This window comes from Pseudomonas sp. DR 5-09, assembly GCF_001655595.1.
Taxonomy (GTDB): Bacteria; Pseudomonadota; Gammaproteobacteria; order Pseudomonadales; family Pseudomonadaceae; genus Aquipseudomonas; species Aquipseudomonas pharyngis.
The window spans coordinates 6,077,085-6,094,666 of sequence record NZ_CP011566.1 but is presented as its reverse complement, the minus strand read 5'-3'; the positions used below and the strand labels follow the sequence as shown (position 1 = coordinate 6,094,666).

15 protein-coding genes are annotated in these 17,582 nt (G+C 61.5%); 11 read left to right on the top strand and 4 right to left on the bottom strand.

The window, feature by feature from the left end; all coding sequences use genetic code 11:
• The first annotated feature begins 3 nt into the window (after window positions 1-3).
• Genes ssuC through PDR5_RS27485 form a run of 3 tightly spaced genes read left to right on the top strand, consistent with a single transcriptional unit; the run spans window position 4 to window position 1,832 of the window.
• A complete protein-coding gene (ssuC, locus tag PDR5_RS27495; RefSeq protein ID WP_064600242.1) occupies window positions 4-786 on the top strand; it encodes an aliphatic sulfonate ABC transporter permease SsuC in 783 nt (260 codons plus the stop codon).
• The gene (ssuB, locus tag PDR5_RS27490) at window positions 783-1,589 is read left to right on the top strand and encodes an aliphatic sulfonates ABC transporter ATP-binding protein (RefSeq protein ID WP_064600238.1); all 807 of its coding nucleotides are present in this window, start codon (window positions 783-785) and stop codon (window positions 1,587-1,589) included. The genes ssuC and ssuB overlap by 4 nt, the downstream gene beginning before the upstream one ends.
• Window positions 1,590-1,616: 27 nt before the next feature.
• Complete coding sequence (locus PDR5_RS27485; protein ID WP_007953520.1) at window positions 1,617-1,832, top strand: TOBE domain-containing protein; 216 nt, start codon at window positions 1,617-1,619, stop codon at window positions 1,830-1,832.
• A gap of 95 nt (window positions 1,833-1,927) precedes the next feature.
• Here PDR5_RS27485 and PDR5_RS27480 read toward each other — a convergent pair whose 3' ends face one another.
• Both PDR5_RS27480 and PDR5_RS27475 read right to left on the bottom strand, forming a co-directional pair.
• A complete protein-coding gene (locus PDR5_RS27480; protein WP_064600235.1) occupies window positions 1,928-2,560 on the bottom strand; it encodes a TetR/AcrR family transcriptional regulator in 633 nt (210 codons plus the stop codon).
• Window positions 2,561-2,791: 231 nt separating this feature from the next.
• Entirely contained in the window at window positions 2,792-4,168 is a 1,377-nt protein-coding gene (locus tag PDR5_RS27475) for a glutamine synthetase family protein (RefSeq protein ID WP_039765386.1), read from the bottom strand.
• Between the two features lie 729 nt (window positions 4,169-4,897).
• Between PDR5_RS27475 and PDR5_RS27470 the strand changes: the two genes are divergently transcribed.
• The 7 genes from PDR5_RS27470 (at window position 4,898) to PDR5_RS27440 (ending at window position 13,267) form a co-directional block, all read left to right on the top strand.
• Window positions 4,898-6,256, top strand: a complete 1,359-nt coding sequence (locus PDR5_RS27470; RefSeq protein WP_007953514.1) for a glutamine synthetase family protein — start codon at window positions 4,898-4,900, stop codon at window positions 6,254-6,256.
• Window positions 6,257-6,312: 56 nt separating this feature from the next.
• Complete coding sequence (locus tag PDR5_RS27465) at window positions 6,313-7,677, top strand: aspartate aminotransferase family protein (protein WP_011336447.1); 1,365 nt, start codon at window positions 6,313-6,315, stop codon at window positions 7,675-7,677.
• A gap of 172 nt (window positions 7,678-7,849) precedes the next feature.
• Window positions 7,850-8,962, top strand: coding sequence for a polyamine ABC transporter substrate-binding protein (locus PDR5_RS27460; RefSeq protein WP_011336446.1), 1,113 nt, complete (start codon window positions 7,850-7,852; stop codon window positions 8,960-8,962).
• A gap of 187 nt (window positions 8,963-9,149) precedes the next feature.
• Window positions 9,150-10,247: a polyamine ABC transporter substrate-binding protein gene (locus PDR5_RS27455; RefSeq protein ID WP_064600232.1), complete on the top strand. Its 1,098-nt coding sequence runs from the start codon at window positions 9,150-9,152 to the stop codon at window positions 10,245-10,247.
• Window positions 10,248-10,320: 73 nt separating this feature from the next.
• Entirely contained in the window at window positions 10,321-11,463 is a 1,143-nt protein-coding gene (locus PDR5_RS27450; RefSeq protein WP_007953506.1) for an ABC transporter ATP-binding protein, read from the top strand.
• A gap of 35 nt (window positions 11,464-11,498) precedes the next feature.
• Window positions 11,499-12,380 carry an ABC transporter permease subunit gene (locus tag PDR5_RS27445; protein WP_170844921.1) on the top strand — a complete coding sequence of 294 codons (882 nt, stop codon included), beginning with the start codon at window positions 11,499-11,501 and terminating at the stop codon, window positions 12,378-12,380.
• Window positions 12,377-13,267 carry an ABC transporter permease subunit gene (locus PDR5_RS27440; RefSeq protein WP_007953503.1) on the top strand — a complete coding sequence of 297 codons (891 nt, stop codon included), beginning with the start codon at window positions 12,377-12,379 and terminating at the stop codon, window positions 13,265-13,267. Before PDR5_RS27445 ends, PDR5_RS27440 begins: the two co-directional genes overlap by 4 nt.
• A gap of 58 nt (window positions 13,268-13,325) precedes the next feature.
• Here PDR5_RS27440 and PDR5_RS27435 read toward each other — a convergent pair whose 3' ends face one another.
• Window positions 13,326-13,967 carry an HD domain-containing protein gene (locus tag PDR5_RS27435; protein WP_064600226.1) on the bottom strand — a complete coding sequence of 214 codons (642 nt, stop codon included), beginning with the start codon at window positions 13,965-13,967 and terminating at the stop codon, window positions 13,326-13,328.
• Between the two features lie 190 nt (window positions 13,968-14,157).
• Here PDR5_RS27435 and PDR5_RS27430 point away from each other — a divergent pair, with 190 nt between their 5' ends.
• The gene (locus PDR5_RS27430) at window positions 14,158-15,123 is read left to right on the top strand and encodes a GlxA family transcriptional regulator (RefSeq protein ID WP_064600223.1); all 966 of its coding nucleotides are present in this window, start codon (window positions 14,158-14,160) and stop codon (window positions 15,121-15,123) included.
• A gap of 7 nt (window positions 15,124-15,130) precedes the next feature.
• On the opposite strand, the gene PDR5_RS27425 is transcribed toward PDR5_RS27430, so the two are convergent.
• Window positions 15,131-17,542: a penicillin acylase family protein gene (locus PDR5_RS27425; protein ID WP_064600220.1), complete on the bottom strand. Its 2,412-nt coding sequence runs from the start codon at window positions 17,540-17,542 to the stop codon at window positions 15,131-15,133.
• Between the last annotated feature and the right edge of the window lie 40 nt (window positions 17,543-17,582).

The following is a 17,582-nucleotide window of genomic DNA, read 5'->3' as shown; positions in this document are numbered from 1 at the left end:
GACATGAAGAAATTTATCCACAGCCTCGCGCCCTGGGCGTTGCCGGTGTTGTTGCTGGCGGTGTGGCAGTTGTCGGTGTCGGCCGGTTGGCTGTCGACGCGGATTCTGCCGGCGCCGGTGGCGGTGATCGAAGCCGGCGTGAGCCTGGTGCGCAGCGGCGAAATCTGGACCCACCTGGCAATCAGCGGCTGGCGCGCGGCGCTGGGCTTCACCATCGGTGGCAGCATCGGCCTGGTGCTGGGCTTCATCACCGGCCTGTCGAAGTGGGGTGAACGCCTGCTCGACAGCTCGGTGCAGATGATCCGCAACGTGCCGCACCTGGCGCTGATTCCGCTGGTGATCCTGTGGTTCGGCATCGACGAGTCGGCGAAGATTTTCCTGGTGGCATTGGGCACCTTGTTCCCGATCTACCTCAACACCTATCACGGCATCCGCAACGTCGATCCGGCGCTGGTGGAAATGGCACGCAGTTATGGCCTGTCCGGCTTCAGCCTGTTCTGGCAGGTGATTCTGCCGGGCGCGTTGCCTTCGATTCTGGTCGGCGTGCGCTTCGCCCTGGGCTTCATGTGGCTGACGCTGATCGTCGCGGAAACCATCTCCGCCAGCTCCGGCATCGGTTATCTGGCGATGAATGCCCGCGAGTTCTTGCAGACCGACGTGGTGGTGCTGGCGATTCTACTGTACGCGGTACTCGGCAAACTGGCCGACCTCGCGGCCCGTGGACTTGAACGTGTGTGGCTGCGTTGGCATCCGGCGTATCGAGTGGCGAAAGGAGGTGCGGCATGACCGCTCAACAACCTCCACGCCTGCTGCGCGGGATTCCGCTGGCGGTGCGCAACCTGCAAAAGACTTTCGGCTCGCGGCAGGTACTGCGTGACATCGATCTGCACATTCCGGCAGGGCAGTTTGTCGCCGTGGTCGGGCGCAGCGGATGCGGCAAGAGCACATTTCTGCGCTTGCTTGCCGGCCTCGATCAACCCACTGGCGGCGATTTGCTCGCCGGTGCCGCACCGCTCAGCGATGCGCGGGATGACACCCGGTTGATGTTCCAGGAAGCGCGACTGCTGCCGTGGAAAAAGATCATCGACAACGTCGGTCTCGGCCTCAAGGGCAACTGGCGTGCGCAAGCCTTGCAGGCGCTGGATGCAGTCGGCCTCGCCGATCGCGCCAATGAATGGCCGGCGGCACTGTCCGGTGGGCAGAAGCAGCGCGTGGCGCTGGCCCGAGCCTTGATCCATCAGCCGCGTCTGCTGTTGCTCGACGAGCCGCTGGGCGCACTGGATGCGCTGACCCGGATCGAGATGCAGCAATTGATCGAACGTCTCTGGCAACAGCATGGTTTCACCGTGTTGCTGGTGACCCACGACGTCAGCGAAGCGGTGGCGATTGCCGACCGGGTGATTCTGATCGAGGACGGCGAAGTCGGTCTCGACCTGCAAGTGGAGCTGCCGCGTCCTCGGGTGCGTGGCTCCCATCGCCTGGCCGCGCTGGAAACCGAAGTGCTCAACCGTGTGTTGTCCCTGCCCGGCGAGCCGCCGGCGCCGGAACCCGTTTCACCCTTGCCTACGCAACTGCGTTGGGCTCAATAACTCAAGCAAACGACAGGAATCAATGCCATGACTATCAAAGCCATCAACGTACGCAACCAGTTCAAAGGCGCGATCAAGGAGATCGTTCTCGGCGACGTGCTGTCGGAAATCGACGTGCAGACCGCTTCCGGCATCGTCACGTCGGTGATCACCACCCGTTCGGTCAAGGAGCTGGAACTGGAGGTCGGCAGCGAAGTGATCGCCTTCGTGAAATCCACCGAGGTGTCCATCGCCAAGTTGTAAGCCTGTGAGTAAAAAACAACCCCGAAGGGTGTGAGCCCTTCGGGGTTTTTTGTGTCTGACTGGAAATCGGCGGTGCGGCCTTCGCGAGCAGGACGCTAGAGAATTCTCTTGGGCAGATACGGCGGCAGATACAGCCCGATATAGGCATCGAAAACCCGCATGCCTTCCTCGGCCATGCGCTGGGTGATCTGGCCGTGCTGCTGCACCGAGCGGGCATAGACGCGGTCGCCCAGCTCCATGGCCAGCGCGAACACATCGACGTCATCCGGCAGGCGCGGCAGTTCGAAGTGATGGTCGAACAGCTTGTGCATCAGGTCGCCCAGTTCGAGGTCGTGCTGGCGGTCGGCCTGGGTGACTTCGGTGAGGCCGTGTTGCGCGAGGATCAGCTGGCGGGCGGCGGCATCCTCGCCATAGATCTCCAGCATCCGCTCTTCGACCAGCCGCGACAGGTCGCGCCAGTCGCGCAGGGCATCGTGATCGATTGGCGCCTGCAGGCACGCGCGGAAGGCTGCGTGCACATCCGCCGTCAGCGCTTCGAGCAGCGCCGGGACGCTGGCGAAGAAGTGGTAGACCGAGGAGGGCGGAATCTGCGCGCGCTCGGCCACGCTATAGATCGACAGGCTCGCCACGCCCTCGGCGGCCAGCAGCGTGCGCGCGGCGTCGAGTATCGAATCGATCCGCGCCTGACTGCGGGCTCGGGGTTTGCGAACGGGGGCGGGACGCGTCATGAAAGTCTCCTGCGGGGCAGCGGGCATTGTACGAGCCGGCTCTTGTGTTGTCTTGTCGGCCGCTTTCGGGAGCAAGCCCCCTCCCACGGGGTATCTCCTGTGAGATGAAATTTTCTGTTCGCAGGAGATTCATTGTGGGAGCGGGCTTGCTCGTGAACCGCCGCAGGCGGCCATAAAAAAACGCCGCTGGCTGCGATAGCCGACGGCGTTCTTTTTGGCGCTGCAATCCGCTTAAACGGTATGCAGGTACCAGTTGTACTCGAGGTCGGAGATGGAGTGTTCGAACTCCTCCAGCTCGCTCTCTTTACAGGCGACGAAGATATCGATGTATTTCGGATCGATGTACTTGGCCATCACCTCGCTGTCGTCCAGCTCGCGCAGGGCATCGCGCAAGTTGTTCGGCAGGCTCTGCTCGTTCTGCTCGTAGCTGTTGCCTTCGGTGGGAGGCGGCGGCTCGATCTTGTTGGTCAGGCCGTGATGTACGCCCGCCAGCACCGAAGCCATCAGCAGGTACGGGTTGGCGTCAGCGCCGGCCACGCGGTGTTCCAGACGGACCGCGTCGGCGGAGCCGGTCGGTACGCGCAGGGCCACGGTGCGGTTGTCCAGGCCCCAGCTCGGCGAGTTCGGCACGTAGAACTGTGCGCCGAAACGACGGTAGGAGTTGACGTTCGGGCAGAGGAAAGCCATCTGCGCGGGCAGGGTCTCGAGCACACCGCCGATCGCGTGACGCAGCGCGGCGTTCTGCTCGGGATCCTCGCTGGCAAAAATGTTTTTGCCTTCTTTGTCGAGAACCGAAATGTGGACGTGCAGACCGTTGCCTGCCTGGCCCGGATACGGCTTGGCCATGAAGGTGGTGTCCATTTCATGGTCGTAGGCGATGTTCTTGATCAGACGCTTGAGCAGGACCGCGTAGTCGCATGCCTTGATCGGGTCGGCGACGTGGTGCAGGTTCACTTCGAACTGCGCCGGGGCACTTTCCTTGACGATGGCGTCGGCCGGGATGCCTTGCTCTTTGGCGCCTTCCAGAATGTCCTGGAGGCAGTCGACGTATTCGTCGAGGTCGTCGATCAGGTAGACCTGGGTCGAATGCGGGCGTTTGCCGGAGATCGGCGAGCGTGGCGGCTGAGGGCGGCCGTTCACGTTTTCCTGGTCGATCAGGTAGAACTCGAGTTCGAACGCGGCGCAGATGGTCAGGCCGAGCTCGTCAAACTTTGCGACAACTTGACGGAGCACTTCGCGCGGGTCGGCGAAGAAAGGGTCACCTTCGAGTTCGTGCATGGTCATCAACAGTTGCGCGGTCGGGCGCTTCTGCCATGGCTCGTTGCACAGGGTATCGGGGATTGGATAGCAGATACGGTCGGCGTCGCCGATGTCCAGGCCCAGGCCGGTGCTTTCCACCGTGGAGCCATTGATATCCAGAGCAAATAGAGAGGCCGGCAGGTTGATGCCTTTCTCGTAAACCTTGTGGAGGCTGGTGCGTTCGATGCGCTTGCCGCGCACCACACCATTCATATCCGCAATCAGAAGGTCAACGTACAGAACCTCAGGATGTTCCTTAAGGAACGCGTTCGCTTCGTTAAGCTGAACGGCACGCGGGGGTACCGACATGATGCAACACCTTTGTTGTTAAAAATATCAATCATTGATCTTTTCTGGTTTCAGTCAACCCGAACGGCCTGCCGAAGTCAAGCGAGGCCTTTTGTGCCCTGAAAAAGCGCCGCGAGGGCGTTTATGGGGCACTTTGGGGCATTTTTTTATCCGTGAAGGACGCGCCACCCGCAGGCTTGAGCAGGCCGTGTTGTATTTTTTACGGGGGTGTTGTGTAAAAAAATGAACAAGGCTAAGCTCCGATCAAACCCATAACAGCAATAATACCGGGGTGCTTCATGTCTCGCCTGCCGTTAATCGGCGTCACCGACTGCTCTTTGCAGTCCGGTCTGCATGCTTATCACATCAGTGGCGACACGTCCGTCCGCAGCGCGGCCAGCAAGGCCTGCAACGTGTCAGCGATCTCTCAGCCCGTGGCAGATCGAGCGGCAGCGTCCGATATTCTGGACGTGTGCGAGGGCATCCTCTTTAGCGGTTCTCCTTTCAATATAGATCTCTTTCCCTCTCCCGGCCTGCACCGCGTCCGTCGTCGTGCCCGTGATTCTGCACGCCCGGGATGTGCACAGGAAATGCAACGCCAGCGTAAAGGGCAGGTAAGCTCCTCCTTCATTGTCTATGCGCGGTGCCGGGCGTAAGCCGGCACTGCGCGCAAGCAAGGCCCTTTAACGCGACGCCTGGTGCGTCAAACATTGCCTGACATCTGTCAGGAGACTCAGCCCAGAGGCATTTATGAGTAACAACCTCGACCAGCTCACCGATTGGTTGAAAGACCACAAGATCACAGAAGTCGAATGCATGATCGGCGACTTGACCGGCATTACCCGGGGCAAGATCTCGCCGACCAACAAGTTCATCGCCGAAAAAGGCATGCGCCTGCCAGAGAGCGTTCTGTTGCAGACCGTGACCGGCGACTACGTCGAAGACGACATCTATTACGAACTGCTCGATCCGGCCGACATCGACATGATCTGCCGTCCCGACCAGAACGCCGTGTACCTGGTGCCGTGGGCCATCGAGCCGACCGCCCAGGTGATCCACGACACCTACGACAAGCAAGGCAACCCGATCGAGCTGTCGCCGCGCAACGTGCTCAAGAAAGTCCTGAAACTCTATGCCGACAAGGGCTGGCAGCCGATCGTGGCGCCGGAAATGGAGTTCTACCTGACCAAGCGCAGCGACGACCCCGACTATCCGTTGCAGCCGCCGGTCGGCCGCTCCGGGCGTCCGGAGATCGGGCGTCAGTCGTTCTCCATCGAAGCGGCGAACGAATTCGATCCGCTGTTCGAAGACGTCTACGACTGGTGCGAATTGCAGGAGCTGGACCTCGACACGCTGATCCACGAGGACGGCACGGCGCAGATGGAAATCAACTTCCGTCACGGCGATGCCCTGTCGCTGGCCGACCAGATCCTGGTGTTCAAACGCACCATGCGTGAGGCCGCGCTCAAGCACAACGTGGCCGCGACCTTCATGGCCAAGCCGATGACCGGTGAGCCGGGCAGTGCAATGCACCTGCACCAGAGCATCATCGACATCGAGACCGGCAAGAACGTGTTCTCCAACGAAGACGGGACCATGAGCCAGCTGTTCCTGCACCACATCGGCGGCCTGCAGAAACTGATCCCGGAATTGCTGCCGCTGTTCGCCCCGAACGTCAACTCGTTCCGCCGCTTCCTGCCGGACACCTCGGCGCCGGTGAACGTGGAGTGGGGCGAAGAAAACCGCACCGTGGGCCTGCGCGTCCCGGATGCCGGCCCGCAGAACCGCCGGGTGGAAAACCGTCTGCCGGGCGCCGACGCCAACCCGTACCTGGCGATTGCCGCGAGCCTGCTCTGTGGCTACATCGGCATGGTCGAAGGCATCAACCCGAGCGCGCCAGTGGTGGGCCGTGGTTACGAGCGCCGCAACCTGCGGCTGCCGCTGACCATCGAGGATGCCCTGGAGCGCATGGAAAACAGCGCGACCATCGAGAAATACCTGGGCAAGACCTTTATCACCGGCTACGTCGCGGTCAAGCGGGCCGAGCATGAAAACTTCAAGCGCGTGATCAGTTCCTGGGAGCGTGAGTACCTGCTCTTCGCCGTCTGATACGCCGGGCGCGGTGGCCAGCCGCCGCGCCTTCACCGATAACAAGGAGAATTGGCATGACCAGCAACAACCCGCAAACCCGTGAGTGGCAAGCCCTCAGCAGCGATCACCACCTGGCCCCGTTCAGCGACTTCAAGCAGCTGAAAGAAAAGGGTCCACGGATCATCACCAACGCCAAGGGCGTGTACCTGTGGGACAGCGAGGGCAACAAGATCCTCGATGGCATGGCGGGTCTGTGGTGTGTGGCGATCGGTTATGGGCGCGATGAGCTGGCCGATGCGGCCGCCAAACAAATGCGCGAACTGCCTTACTACAACCTGTTCTTCCAGACCGCCCACCCGCCGGCGCTGGAACTGGCCAAGGCCATCGCCGACGTGGCGCCAGAAGGCATGAACCACGTGTTCTTCACCGGCTCCGGCTCCGAAGGCAACGACACCATGCTGCGCATGGTTCGCCACTATTGGGCGATCAAGGGCCAGCCGAACAAGAAAGTCATCATCAGCCGCAAGAATGGTTATCACGGTTCCACCGTAGCCGGCGCGAGCCTGGGCGGCATGACGTATATGCACGAACAGGGCGACCTGCCGATTCCGGGCATCGTCCACATCGCTCAGCCGTACTGGTTCGCCGAAGGCGGCGACATGACTCCGGAAGAGTTCGGGATCTGGGCGGCCAATCAGCTGGAAGAGAAGATTCTGGAAGTCGGCGTGGACAACGTCGGTGCCTTTATTGCCGAGCCGATCCAGGGCGCCGGCGGCGTGATCATTCCGCCCGACACCTACTGGCCGCGCATCAAGGAAATCCTCGCCAAGTACGACATCCTGTTCGTGGCCGACGAAGTGATCTGCGGTTTCGGCCGTACCGGCCAATGGTTCGGCAGCGATTTCTACGACCTCAAGCCACACATGATGACCATCGCCAAAGGCCTGACGTCCGGCTACATCCCGATGGGTGGCCTGATCGTGCGTGACGAAGTGGTGGCGGTGCTCAACGAGGGCGGCGACTTCAACCACGGCTTCACCTACTCCGGGCACCCGGTGGCGGCGGCGGTGGGTCTGGAAAACATCCGGATTCTGCGCGAAGAGAAAATCATCGAACGCGCCCATGAAGAAACGGCACCGTATTTGCAGAAACGTCTGCGCGAACTGAACGATCACCCGTTGGTGGGTGAAGTGCGCGGAGTCGGTCTGCTGGGGGCCATCGAGCTGGTGCAGGACAAGGCCACTCGCAAGCGTTACGAAGGCAAGGGTGTGGGCATGATCTGCCGCCAGTTCTGCTTCGACAACGGGCTGATCATGCGTGCCGTGGGCGACACCATGATCATCGCGCCGCCGCTGGTGATCAGCAAGGCGGAGATCGACGAGCTGGTGACAAAGGCACGCAAGTGCCTGGACCTGACCCTGAGTGCGTTGCAGGGCTAAGTGCTAGGCTCTGAGCGATGGAGCTGTTGCGCTGTCGCTCGGAGCTGTCAGAAAGGCTGGTCTTTTCTTGAAAGACCGCCTCGGATCTTGCCAGACTAGCCGCGGTTCCAGTTGTCCGGGTTCGGCCGCTGAACAAAGTGGTTCAAAAAAGAAAAATTTGGAGCATTAACGCATGAAGGCATTAGGCAAAAAGCTCGCTGGCAAGACTCTGCTCGCCATGTCCCTGATGGGCGTGATGGCGGGTGCGGTCCAGGCGGACGACAAGGTGTTGCACGTTTACAACTGGTCCGACTACATCGCGCCGGACACGGTTGCCAATTTCGAGAAAGAGACGGGCATCAAGGTCGTCTATGACGTTTTCGACAGCAACGAAACCCTGGAAGCCAAGCTGCTGGCCGGCAAATCCGGTTACGACATCGTGGTGCCTTCCAACAACTTCCTGGCCAAGCAGATCAAGGCCGGTGTTTATCAGGAACTGGACAAGTCCAAGCTGACGAACTGGAAGAACCTCGACGAAGACCTGCTCAAGGCCGTTGGCGACGCCAGCGACCCGGGCAACAAACACGCGTTCCCGTACATGTGGGGTTCGATCGGCATCGGCTACAACCCGGCCAAGGTCAAGGCTGCGCTGGGCATCGACAAGATCGATTCCTGGGACATCGTGTTCAAGCCTGAAAACATCGAGAAGCTGAAAAGCTGCGGCGTGAGCTTCCTCGACGCGCCGACCGAAATGATTCCGGCGGCTTTGCACTACCTGGGCAAACCGACCAACAGCAAGGACAAGGCTGACCTGAAAGCCGCCGAAGACCTGTTCCTCAAGATTCGTCCTTCGGTGGCTTACTTCCACTCCTCGAAGTACATCTCGGACCTGGCCAACGGCAACATCTGCGTAGCGGTCGGCTACTCGGGTGACCTGGAGCAATCCAAGACCCGCGCCAAGGAAGCCGGTGACAAGGTCAAACTGGCCTACACCATTCCAAAAGAAGGTGCCGGTACTTTCTACGACATGGTCGCCATTCCAAAGGATGCCGAAAACGTCGAAGCCGCCTACAAGTTCATGAACTACCTGCTCGAGCCGAAAGTGATGGCCGAAATCACCAACGCCGTGCGTTTCCCGAACGGCAACAAGGCGGCCACCGCCCTGGTGGACAAGGAAATCACCAGCGATCCGAGCATCTACCCTTCGGCTGAAGTGAAGAAGCAGCTCTATGCGATCAGCGATCTGGACGCGGCCACCCTGCGCCTGATCACTCGCAGCTGGACCAAGATCAAATCCGGTAAATAAGCCGGTTTGAAGCGGCCACCGCTGGCCGTCGCCTTCACCGGGGCGGCTAGTGGTGCAATTAAATGACAGAAAGTTTTGCTGGAACGGTTTTTCGAAGGTAAGTTGCGCGCCGGTTTTGTTGCCGGGCAACCGTGACTGTCATGCAGCACGGGGCAACTTGGGCCCAACTAAATCAGAGGACCTCCACTTGCCTATTTTTTCTTCTTTGCGCAATGCCCTGCTGGCCGCTGCCGGCCTGACGTTCGCTGTCGGTGCCCACGCCGCCGGTACTGTGCATATTTATAACTGGTCGGATTACATCGGCGAGACCACCCTGGCCGATTTCCAGAAAGAAACCGGGATCAAACCGGTCTACGACGTGTTCGACTCCAACGAAACCCTGGAAGGCAAGCTGCTGGCCGGGCGTACCGGTTACGACGTGGTTGTGCCGTCGAACCACTTCCTCGGCAAGCAGATCAAGGCGGGCGCTTTCCAGAAGCTCGACAAGGCGCAACTGCCGAACTATTCCAACCTCGATCCGGTGCTGCTCAAGCGTCTGGAACAGAACGATCCGGGCAACCTGTACGCCGTGCCGTACCTGTGGGGCACCAACGGCATCGGCTACAACGTCGATAAAGTGAAGGCCGTGCTGGGCGTCGACAAGATCGACTCCTGGAGCGTGCTGTTCGAGCCGGAGAACATCAAGAAGCTGCACAGCTGCGGCGTGGCGTTCCTCGATTCGGCCGATGAAATGATGCCGACCGTGCTCAACTACATGGGCCTGAACGCCAACAGCACCAATCCCAAGGATTACGAGAAGGCCACGGCCAAGTTGCTGGCGGTGCGTCCTTACGTGACCTACTTCCATTCCTCGAAATACATCGGTGACCTGGCCAACGGTGACATCTGCGTGGCCATCGGTTTCTCCGGCGACATCTTCCAGGCGAAGAATCGTGCCGAGGAAGCCAAGAAAGGCGTGAACATCGCCTACTCGATCCCGAAAGAGGGCGGCGCGCTGTGGTTCGACATGCTGGCGATTCCGAAGGATTCGGCCAACGTCAAAGAGGCCCACGCCTTCATCAACTATTTGCTGAAACCTGAGGTGATCGCCCAGGTCAGTGATTACGTCGGTTACGCCAACCCCAACCCGGGTTCGGACAAGCTGATGGAGCAGTCCATCCGCACCGACGAGTCGGTTTATCCACCGCAGGCGGTGCTCGACAAGACCTACGTGTCGATCGAGCTGCCACCGAACATTCAGCGTTTGATGACCCGCAGCTGGACCAAGGTCAAGTCGGGTAAATAGCGTCAACGTACCAACTATCCTGGGTTCGTCTTGCGTGGGCGGACTGCACTCTTTTTTTCTGGGAGTTTCGTAAATGGCAGTTGCCTCCGGCGCCTATAAGAAAGCCCTCGAGGGCGACCAGACACCGAAACAGGTGCTGGTCAAAATCGACCGGGTCACGAAGAAGTTCGACGAGACGGTTGCCGTGGACGATGTGTCCCTGGAAATCAAGAAGGGCGAAATCTTTGCCCTGCTCGGCGGTTCGGGATCGGGCAAATCCACTCTGCTGCGGATGCTGGCAGGGTTCGAACGGCCCACGGAGGGGCGCATTTTCCTCGACGGCGTCGACATCACCGACATGCCGCCGTACGAGCGACCGATCAACATGATGTTCCAGTCCTACGCCCTGTTCCCGCACATGACCGTGGCGCAGAACATCGCCTTCGGCCTGCAACAGGACAAGATTCCCAAGGCCGAGATCGACGCCCGCGTGGCCGAGATGCTCAAGCTGGTGCAGATGAGCCAGTACGCCAAGCGCAAGCCGCACCAGTTGTCCGGCGGCCAGCGTCAGCGTGTGGCGCTGGCCCGTTCGCTGGCCAAGCGGCCGAAGCTGCTGCTGCTCGACGAGCCGATGGGCGCACTGGATAAAAAACTGCGTTCGCAGATGCAGCTGGAGCTGGTGGAGATCATCGAGCGCGTCGGCGTGACCTGCGTGATGGTGACCCACGACCAGGAAGAGGCCATGACCATGGCCGAGCGCATCGCGATCATGCACCTGGGCTGGATCGCCCAGATCGGCAGCCCGATCGATATCTACGAAACCCCGACCAGCCGTCTGGTCTGCGAATTCATCGGTAACGTGAACATCTTCGAAGGCGAAGTGATCGACGACGCCGAAGGCCACGCGACCATCACCTGCAAGGATCTCGACCGGCAGATCTACGTCGGCCACGGCATCAGCACCTCGGTGCAGGACAAGTCCGTGACCTACGCGATCCGTCCGGAAAAACTGCTGGTCACCGCCGATCAGCCGACCTGCGAATACAACTGGTCGAGCGGCAAGGTGCATGACATCGCCTACCTCGGCGGCCACTCGGTGTTCTACGTCGAATTGCCGAGCGGCAAGCTGGTGCAGTCGTTCGTGGCCAACGCCGAGCGCCGTGGCGCACGTCCGACCTGGGGCGATCAGGTCTACGTGTGGTGGGAAGACGACAGCGGCGTGGTACTTCGCTCATGAACATGCGCAAATTCAAACGCCGGCTCAATCGAATAATTCCCGGTGGCCGCCAACTGGTCATCGGGGTCCCGTTCATCTGGCTGTTCCTGTTCTTCATGCTGCCGTTCTTCATCGTCCTGAAGATCAGCTTCGCCGAAGCGGACGTGGCCATCCCGCCGTACACCGAGATCTACACCTACGCCGAGCAGAAGCTGCAACTGCTGCTGAACCTGGGCAACTACGCGATGCTCGGCGACGACGAGCTGTACATCGCCGCCTACCTCGGCTCGCTGAAGATGGCGTTTTTCAGCACGTTGTTGTGCCTGTTGATCGGCTACCCGATGGCCTACGCCATCGCCAGCGCCCGCAAAGAGCTGCAAACGGTGCTGGTGCTGCTGATCATGATGCCGACCTGGACCGCGATCCTGATCCGCGTCTATGCGTGGATGGGCATCCTCAGCAACAACGGCCTGCTCAATGGTTTCCTGATGAGCATGGGTTTGATCGACGAGCCGCTGCAGATCCTCAACACCAACCTCGCGGTGTACATCGGCGTCGTCTACTCGTACCTGCCGTTCATGATCCTGCCGCTCTACGCCAACCTGGTGAAGCACGACACCAGCCTGCTGGAGGCCGCTTCCGACCTGGGTTCGAGCACCTTCAACAGCTTCTGGAAAATCACCGTGCCGCTGTCCAAGAACGGCATCATCGCCGGCTGCATGCTGGTGTTCATCCCGGTGGTGGGCGAGTTCGTGATCCCGGAACTGCTGGGCGGTCCGGAAACCCTGATGATCGGTAAAGTGCTCTGGCAAGAGTTCTTCAACAACCGTGACTGGCCGGTGGCGTCCGCCCTGGCGGTGGTGATGCTGGCGATCCTGATCGTGCCGATCATCCTGTTCAACCGCAGTCAGGCCAAGGAAATGGAGGGTAAAGAATGAAGCGCTTCCGTTTCTCCAGCCTGATGCTGGTGCTCGGCCTGTTGTTCATCTACCTGCCGATGCTGATCCTGGTGATCTACTCGTTCAACGCCTCCAAACTGGTAACGGTGTGGGGCGGCTGGTCGGTGAAGTGGTACGTCGGCCTGCTCGACAACTCACAACTGATGGGCTCGGTGGTGCGCTCGCTGGAAATCGCCTGCTACACCGCGATTGCCGCCGTGGCGCTGGGTACGCTGGCAGCCTTCGTGCTGACCCGTATCACCCGCTTCAAGGGCCGCACGCTGTTCGGCGGCCTGGTCACCGCGCCGCTGGTCATGCCTGAGGTGATTACCGGTCTGTCGCTGTTGCTGCTGTTCGTGGCGATGGCGCAGATGATTGGCTGGCCGCAGGAGCGTGGCATCGTCACCATCTGGATCGCTCACACCACGTTCTGTGCGGCCTATGTGGCGGTGGTGGTGTCGGCGCGTCTGCGCGAGCTGGACCTGTCGATCGAAGAAGCGGCGATGGACCTCGGTGCGCGGCCGTGGAAGGTGTTCTTCCTGATCACCATTCCTATGATCGCGCCGTCGCTGGCGGCGGGCGGCATGATGTCGTTCGCCCTGTCGCTGGATGACCTGGTATTGGCGAGCTTCGTCTCCGGCCCGGGTTCGACGACCCTGCCGATGGAAGTGTTCTCGGCGGTGCGCCTGGGCGTGAAGCCTGAGATCAACGCCGTGGCCAGCCTGATTCTGCTGGCGGTGTCGCTGGTGACCTTCCTGGTCTGGTTCTTCAGCCGCCGTGCCGAAGAAGCCCGCAAGAAAGCGATTCAGCAGGCCATCGAAGAAGGTGCTGCGGATTCGTGGAAGCAACCGGACGTGCGCCGGGCGCCGACGCCGGAAGCGGCTTAAGTCTGCGGACACAAAAAACCTCGCGACCGGAAACGGTCGCGAGGTTTTTTTATGCCGGTCAGGAAACCCAGGGCGACTGGCGAATCACCTCGACGAAGTTCATCGGCTTGAACCCCGGCACCTGATCCTTCAGCACATCGGTCTTCACATTACCGAACGTCGTCTGCGGACGATGACGCAAGCCATCAGCGAACGCGCAGATGATGCATTCCTTGAAGCCCTCGCCCCGTGGATGCGCATGCACCACCGCCTCACGCTGCACCGTGGTGAACGCCGCGTAGTCCATGCCCAGCACGTCCATCTCGACGCCTGCGGTCACCAGCGCCACGGTCGGACGCAGATGCTTCGGCACTCCCGGCGTGGTGTGCAGGGCGATCGACAGCCAGACCTGCTCGATGTCGTCGTCGCTCAACCCGTAAGGCTTGAGAAACGCGGCGGCTGCGTTGGCTCCATCCACTTCGAATCGCTCGTCATCGCTGCGGTGACCTTCGACCAGACCCAGGTCGTGGAACATCGCGCCGATGTACAGCAACTCCGGATCGTAGGCCAGTTGCTTGCGTTCGCCGCTCAAGGCCCCGAACAGAAACACCCGGCGCGAGTGGTGGTAAAGCAGGTCGGATTCGATGTCGCGGATGTACTCGGTGGTGGCCCGGGCGAGAGCGCTGTCGGGGATCTGGATACCGGCGATGGTCGTGGTCATGTTGAGCTTCCTCGTCGAAAACGCCGTCACGGCGCTGATGGAGAAAGTCTGTTCCCGGTGGCCAGACCGGACAATCGATCCATGGCTGCGATCCTTGCCAATCCACCTGCAAATCGTGCCAGCTCGCTTCTGCGGCGAGGATTGGCTAGGGTTGGCGCTGATCCGCCATTCCCCGGGAGCTGACATCGTCATGAACAGAACCGTCGCCATCGTGGTGTTTCCCGGCGTGCAGGCGCTGGATGTCAGCGGGCCGATGGACGTGTTTGCCGAGGCTAACCGTTTCCTGGTGCCGGAGGATCATTACCGGCTCGAGGTGATCGGCGTCGAGCGCGGGCCGATGGCGTGTTCCAACGGGCTGACCCTGAGTGCGCATCGGCACTTCAGCGACGTGCAGGACGCTTACGACCTGCTGCTGGTGGCCGGTGGGCCGCAGTTGCCGTTCCTGGATTTCGGCGAGACGTTCGATGCCTGGCTGCGCGAGGCCTGTGGACGGGCGCGGCGATTCGGCTCGATCTGCAACGGCGCGTTCATGCTCGCCCGTGCCGGGTTGCTGGACGGGCGCACGGTCACCACCCACTGGAACGACGCCGAGGCGCTGGCGCAGTTGTGCCCGTCGAGCCGGGTCGAGGCTGATCGGTTGTACGTCGAGGACGGTCAGCTCTACACCTCGGCGGGGGTGACGGCGGGGATCGATCTGTCGCTGTACCTGCTGGCGCGTGATCACGGGGCCGAGGTGGCGCTGAGCGTGGCCAAGCGGCTGGTGGTGTTCACCCAGCGCTCCGGCGGGCAGTCGCAATTCAGTCCGTTCCTCACGCCCCATGCCGAGCCGACGTCGGCGGTGGCGATGGTGCAGCTGTATGTGCTGGCCAATCTCACCGGCGACCTGACCATCGCCGACCTGGCGAATGCCGCGAACATGAGTGCGCGGAATTTCTCTCGGGTGTTTGCTCGCGAAGCGAAAGTCACCCCGGCGGAATTCGTCGAACGGGCGCGGGTGGATGCGGCGCGGGTGATGCTCGAAAGCACCACGGCGCCGCTGAAGACGGTGGCGTATCAGTGCGGGTTTCGCGATGCGCAACATATGCGCAGCGTGTTCAACCGGCGGCTGGGGGTGACGCCGCAGCAGTTTCGGTTGAATTTTGCGGCGATGGTTTGAGCGACACCTATTGCGCCGCTCGCGCCGGCAACAGCTTCAAGGTACTGCGCGTATTCGCCGTCACCTCCTCATCACTGAAATGCGCCTGCACATACATCCCGTCCACATACGCCTCTGCCTGATCGTCATAGTGGCTGTCGAACGGCACGCCGCTCTGGCCGACCGGGTTGATGGTCAGGCTGTGAGCGGGATCTGCGAAGTCCACCAGCCGCCGGGTCGACGGGCCGTAGGTCACCGGCCACGGCGCCGGGCCGATCTTCGCCGAGAGGTTGTTCGGCACTTCATGGGAGCCCGGTGCGGCGAACGGGCCGACGTTGAAAATGCGATCCAGCGGCTTCTGCTGGCCCAGTGGATGACCATGGGTCAGCGTATGGGCCTTGCCCCATTGCCAGCCGGAAGCGTCGTCGCCGAGGGTGGATTTCAAGTGCGCCATGCTGGCCTGCCACGCCGCGCGCACAGTGTCGGCGCGGGTTTCCTTGCCCGGTGTGTTGCGGTTGTCCCACCACGGCGAGTCGGCGTTGGCGGCCAGTCGTGGCAGCGCTGCGTCGAGCACGCGGGTCGACAGCAAGGTCTCGAACATGTCGTTGCCCAGCTCATCGCGCATCGCCGAGTCGGCCAGGTCATAGAGGAACTGGTTGAACACCGTCGCACTGACCGAATCCAGTGGATAGTCGCCTTGCCATTGGGCCAATTGTTCGATCAGCTTCTGCTCGGCGGGATTGCCCGCCACTTCACGCAGCACCGGCAGCAACGGCGCCAGCAGACGAGGGCCATAACCGGTGGCGGTGCCCAGTTGCAGCTTCTGGTTGGCCTCGTTGTCCCACTTCACGTTCTTGTCGGCGAGCTGGCGGTTGAGCTGCTGGCCACGGTCGGCGAGGTTGTAGTAACCGGGAATCTCCATGCCGGTCGGTGACACCGGCTGGAAGTTGGCCGAGACGATATAGCCTCGCGCCGGGTTCTCTTCCTGTGGGTTGGCGCTGAACGGGAAGTAACCGTCCTTGTCCGCCTGATTGCTGCTGCCGTCGAGAATGAAGCCAGGCTTCACCCCGGCCGGACGCTTGGGCAGCAGCGCCGAGGCCCACCAGGCTATATCGCCCTTGGCGTTGGCGTAGACGATGTTCAGTCCCGGTGCCTGCACCTTGGCCGCTGCGGCGCGGGCCTTGGCCAGAGTGTCGGCGCGGTTGAGCTGGTAGAAGCCTTCGAGGATCGGGTTAGGTGTTTCGAGAAACGCCCACCACATCGCAATCGGGGTTTTTCCGACGGCGCTGCCGAGGGCGTCGTTGACGATCGGCCCGTGGGGCGACTGGCGCAACGTGATGGACACCGGGGCCTGGCCTTTCACCGCGATCTGCTGCTCGGTCTTGACCATGTCGGTCCACTGGCCGCGATACCAGACCTGATCCGGGTTGTCCGGATTGACCTTCTCGGCGATCAGATCGAGGTCATCGTTCTGGAACATGGTCAGGCTCCAGCCGAAATCCAGGTTGTGGCCGAGAAAGGCAAACGGCACCAGCGCCTGATGATGACCGTAGAGTTCGAAGCCCGGCGCCGACAGCTGCGCCTCGTACCACACCGACGGCACCGAAAAGCGAATGTGCGGATCGCCGGCCAGCAAGGGCTTGGCGCTCTTGCTGTGGCTGCCGGCGATCACCCAGGCGTTGCTGCCTTCGAACTGCGGCAGGCCGTTGTCGATCAGCGCCTGTTGGCTGACGCGGGCTAGGGTGTTCAGGTCTTTCCAGTCTTCGGCGGCGAGGGCCGGTGCGCTGCTGGTGTGGCCCTTGGCGAGCACGCCCTTGGGCTGCCAGTCGAGGTCGAAGACGTTGAGGTAGTCGGCGCCCAGTTGATCGCGCACGTAGGTCAGCAGCGGTTCGGTGCGAAACGCAGCGGCGAAGCTGTAGGCCATGTAGCCGGCGACGCTGATGCTGTCCTCGGCGGTGAACGGCCGCTTGGGGATGCCCAGCACGTCGAACTCGACAGGGGCGGCGTGCGAGTCCTGATATTGATTGATGCCGTCCAGATAGGCTTGCAGGGCCTTCCACGCCGGGGACTGCTTGTCGAGGCCGGCCACGTAACTGGCGGCGCGCTCGCGGATGCGCAGGCTGCGGAACAACTTGTCGGTGTCGAGCAGTTTCGGCCCGAGCACTTCGGCCAGCTCGCCTCGGGCGAGACGGCGCATGGCTTCCATCTGAAACAGGCGATCCTGGGCGTGGACATAGCCGAGGGCGCGATAGAGGTCGGTTTCGTTTTCAGCGCGGATGTGCGGCACACCGCGCTCGTCGTAACGCACGGTCACCGAACCTTGCAGGTTGCGCAGCTCCACCTGGCCCTGACGCGTCGGTTGCTTGCTGTAGACATACCAGCCGCCGGCGGCGAGCAGGACAACGATGAGCAAGGCAAGAACGGTGAAGACGCGTTTCATGGTGACTCCTTGTGCATTCGGGATTGCCGCCCGTGCGGGC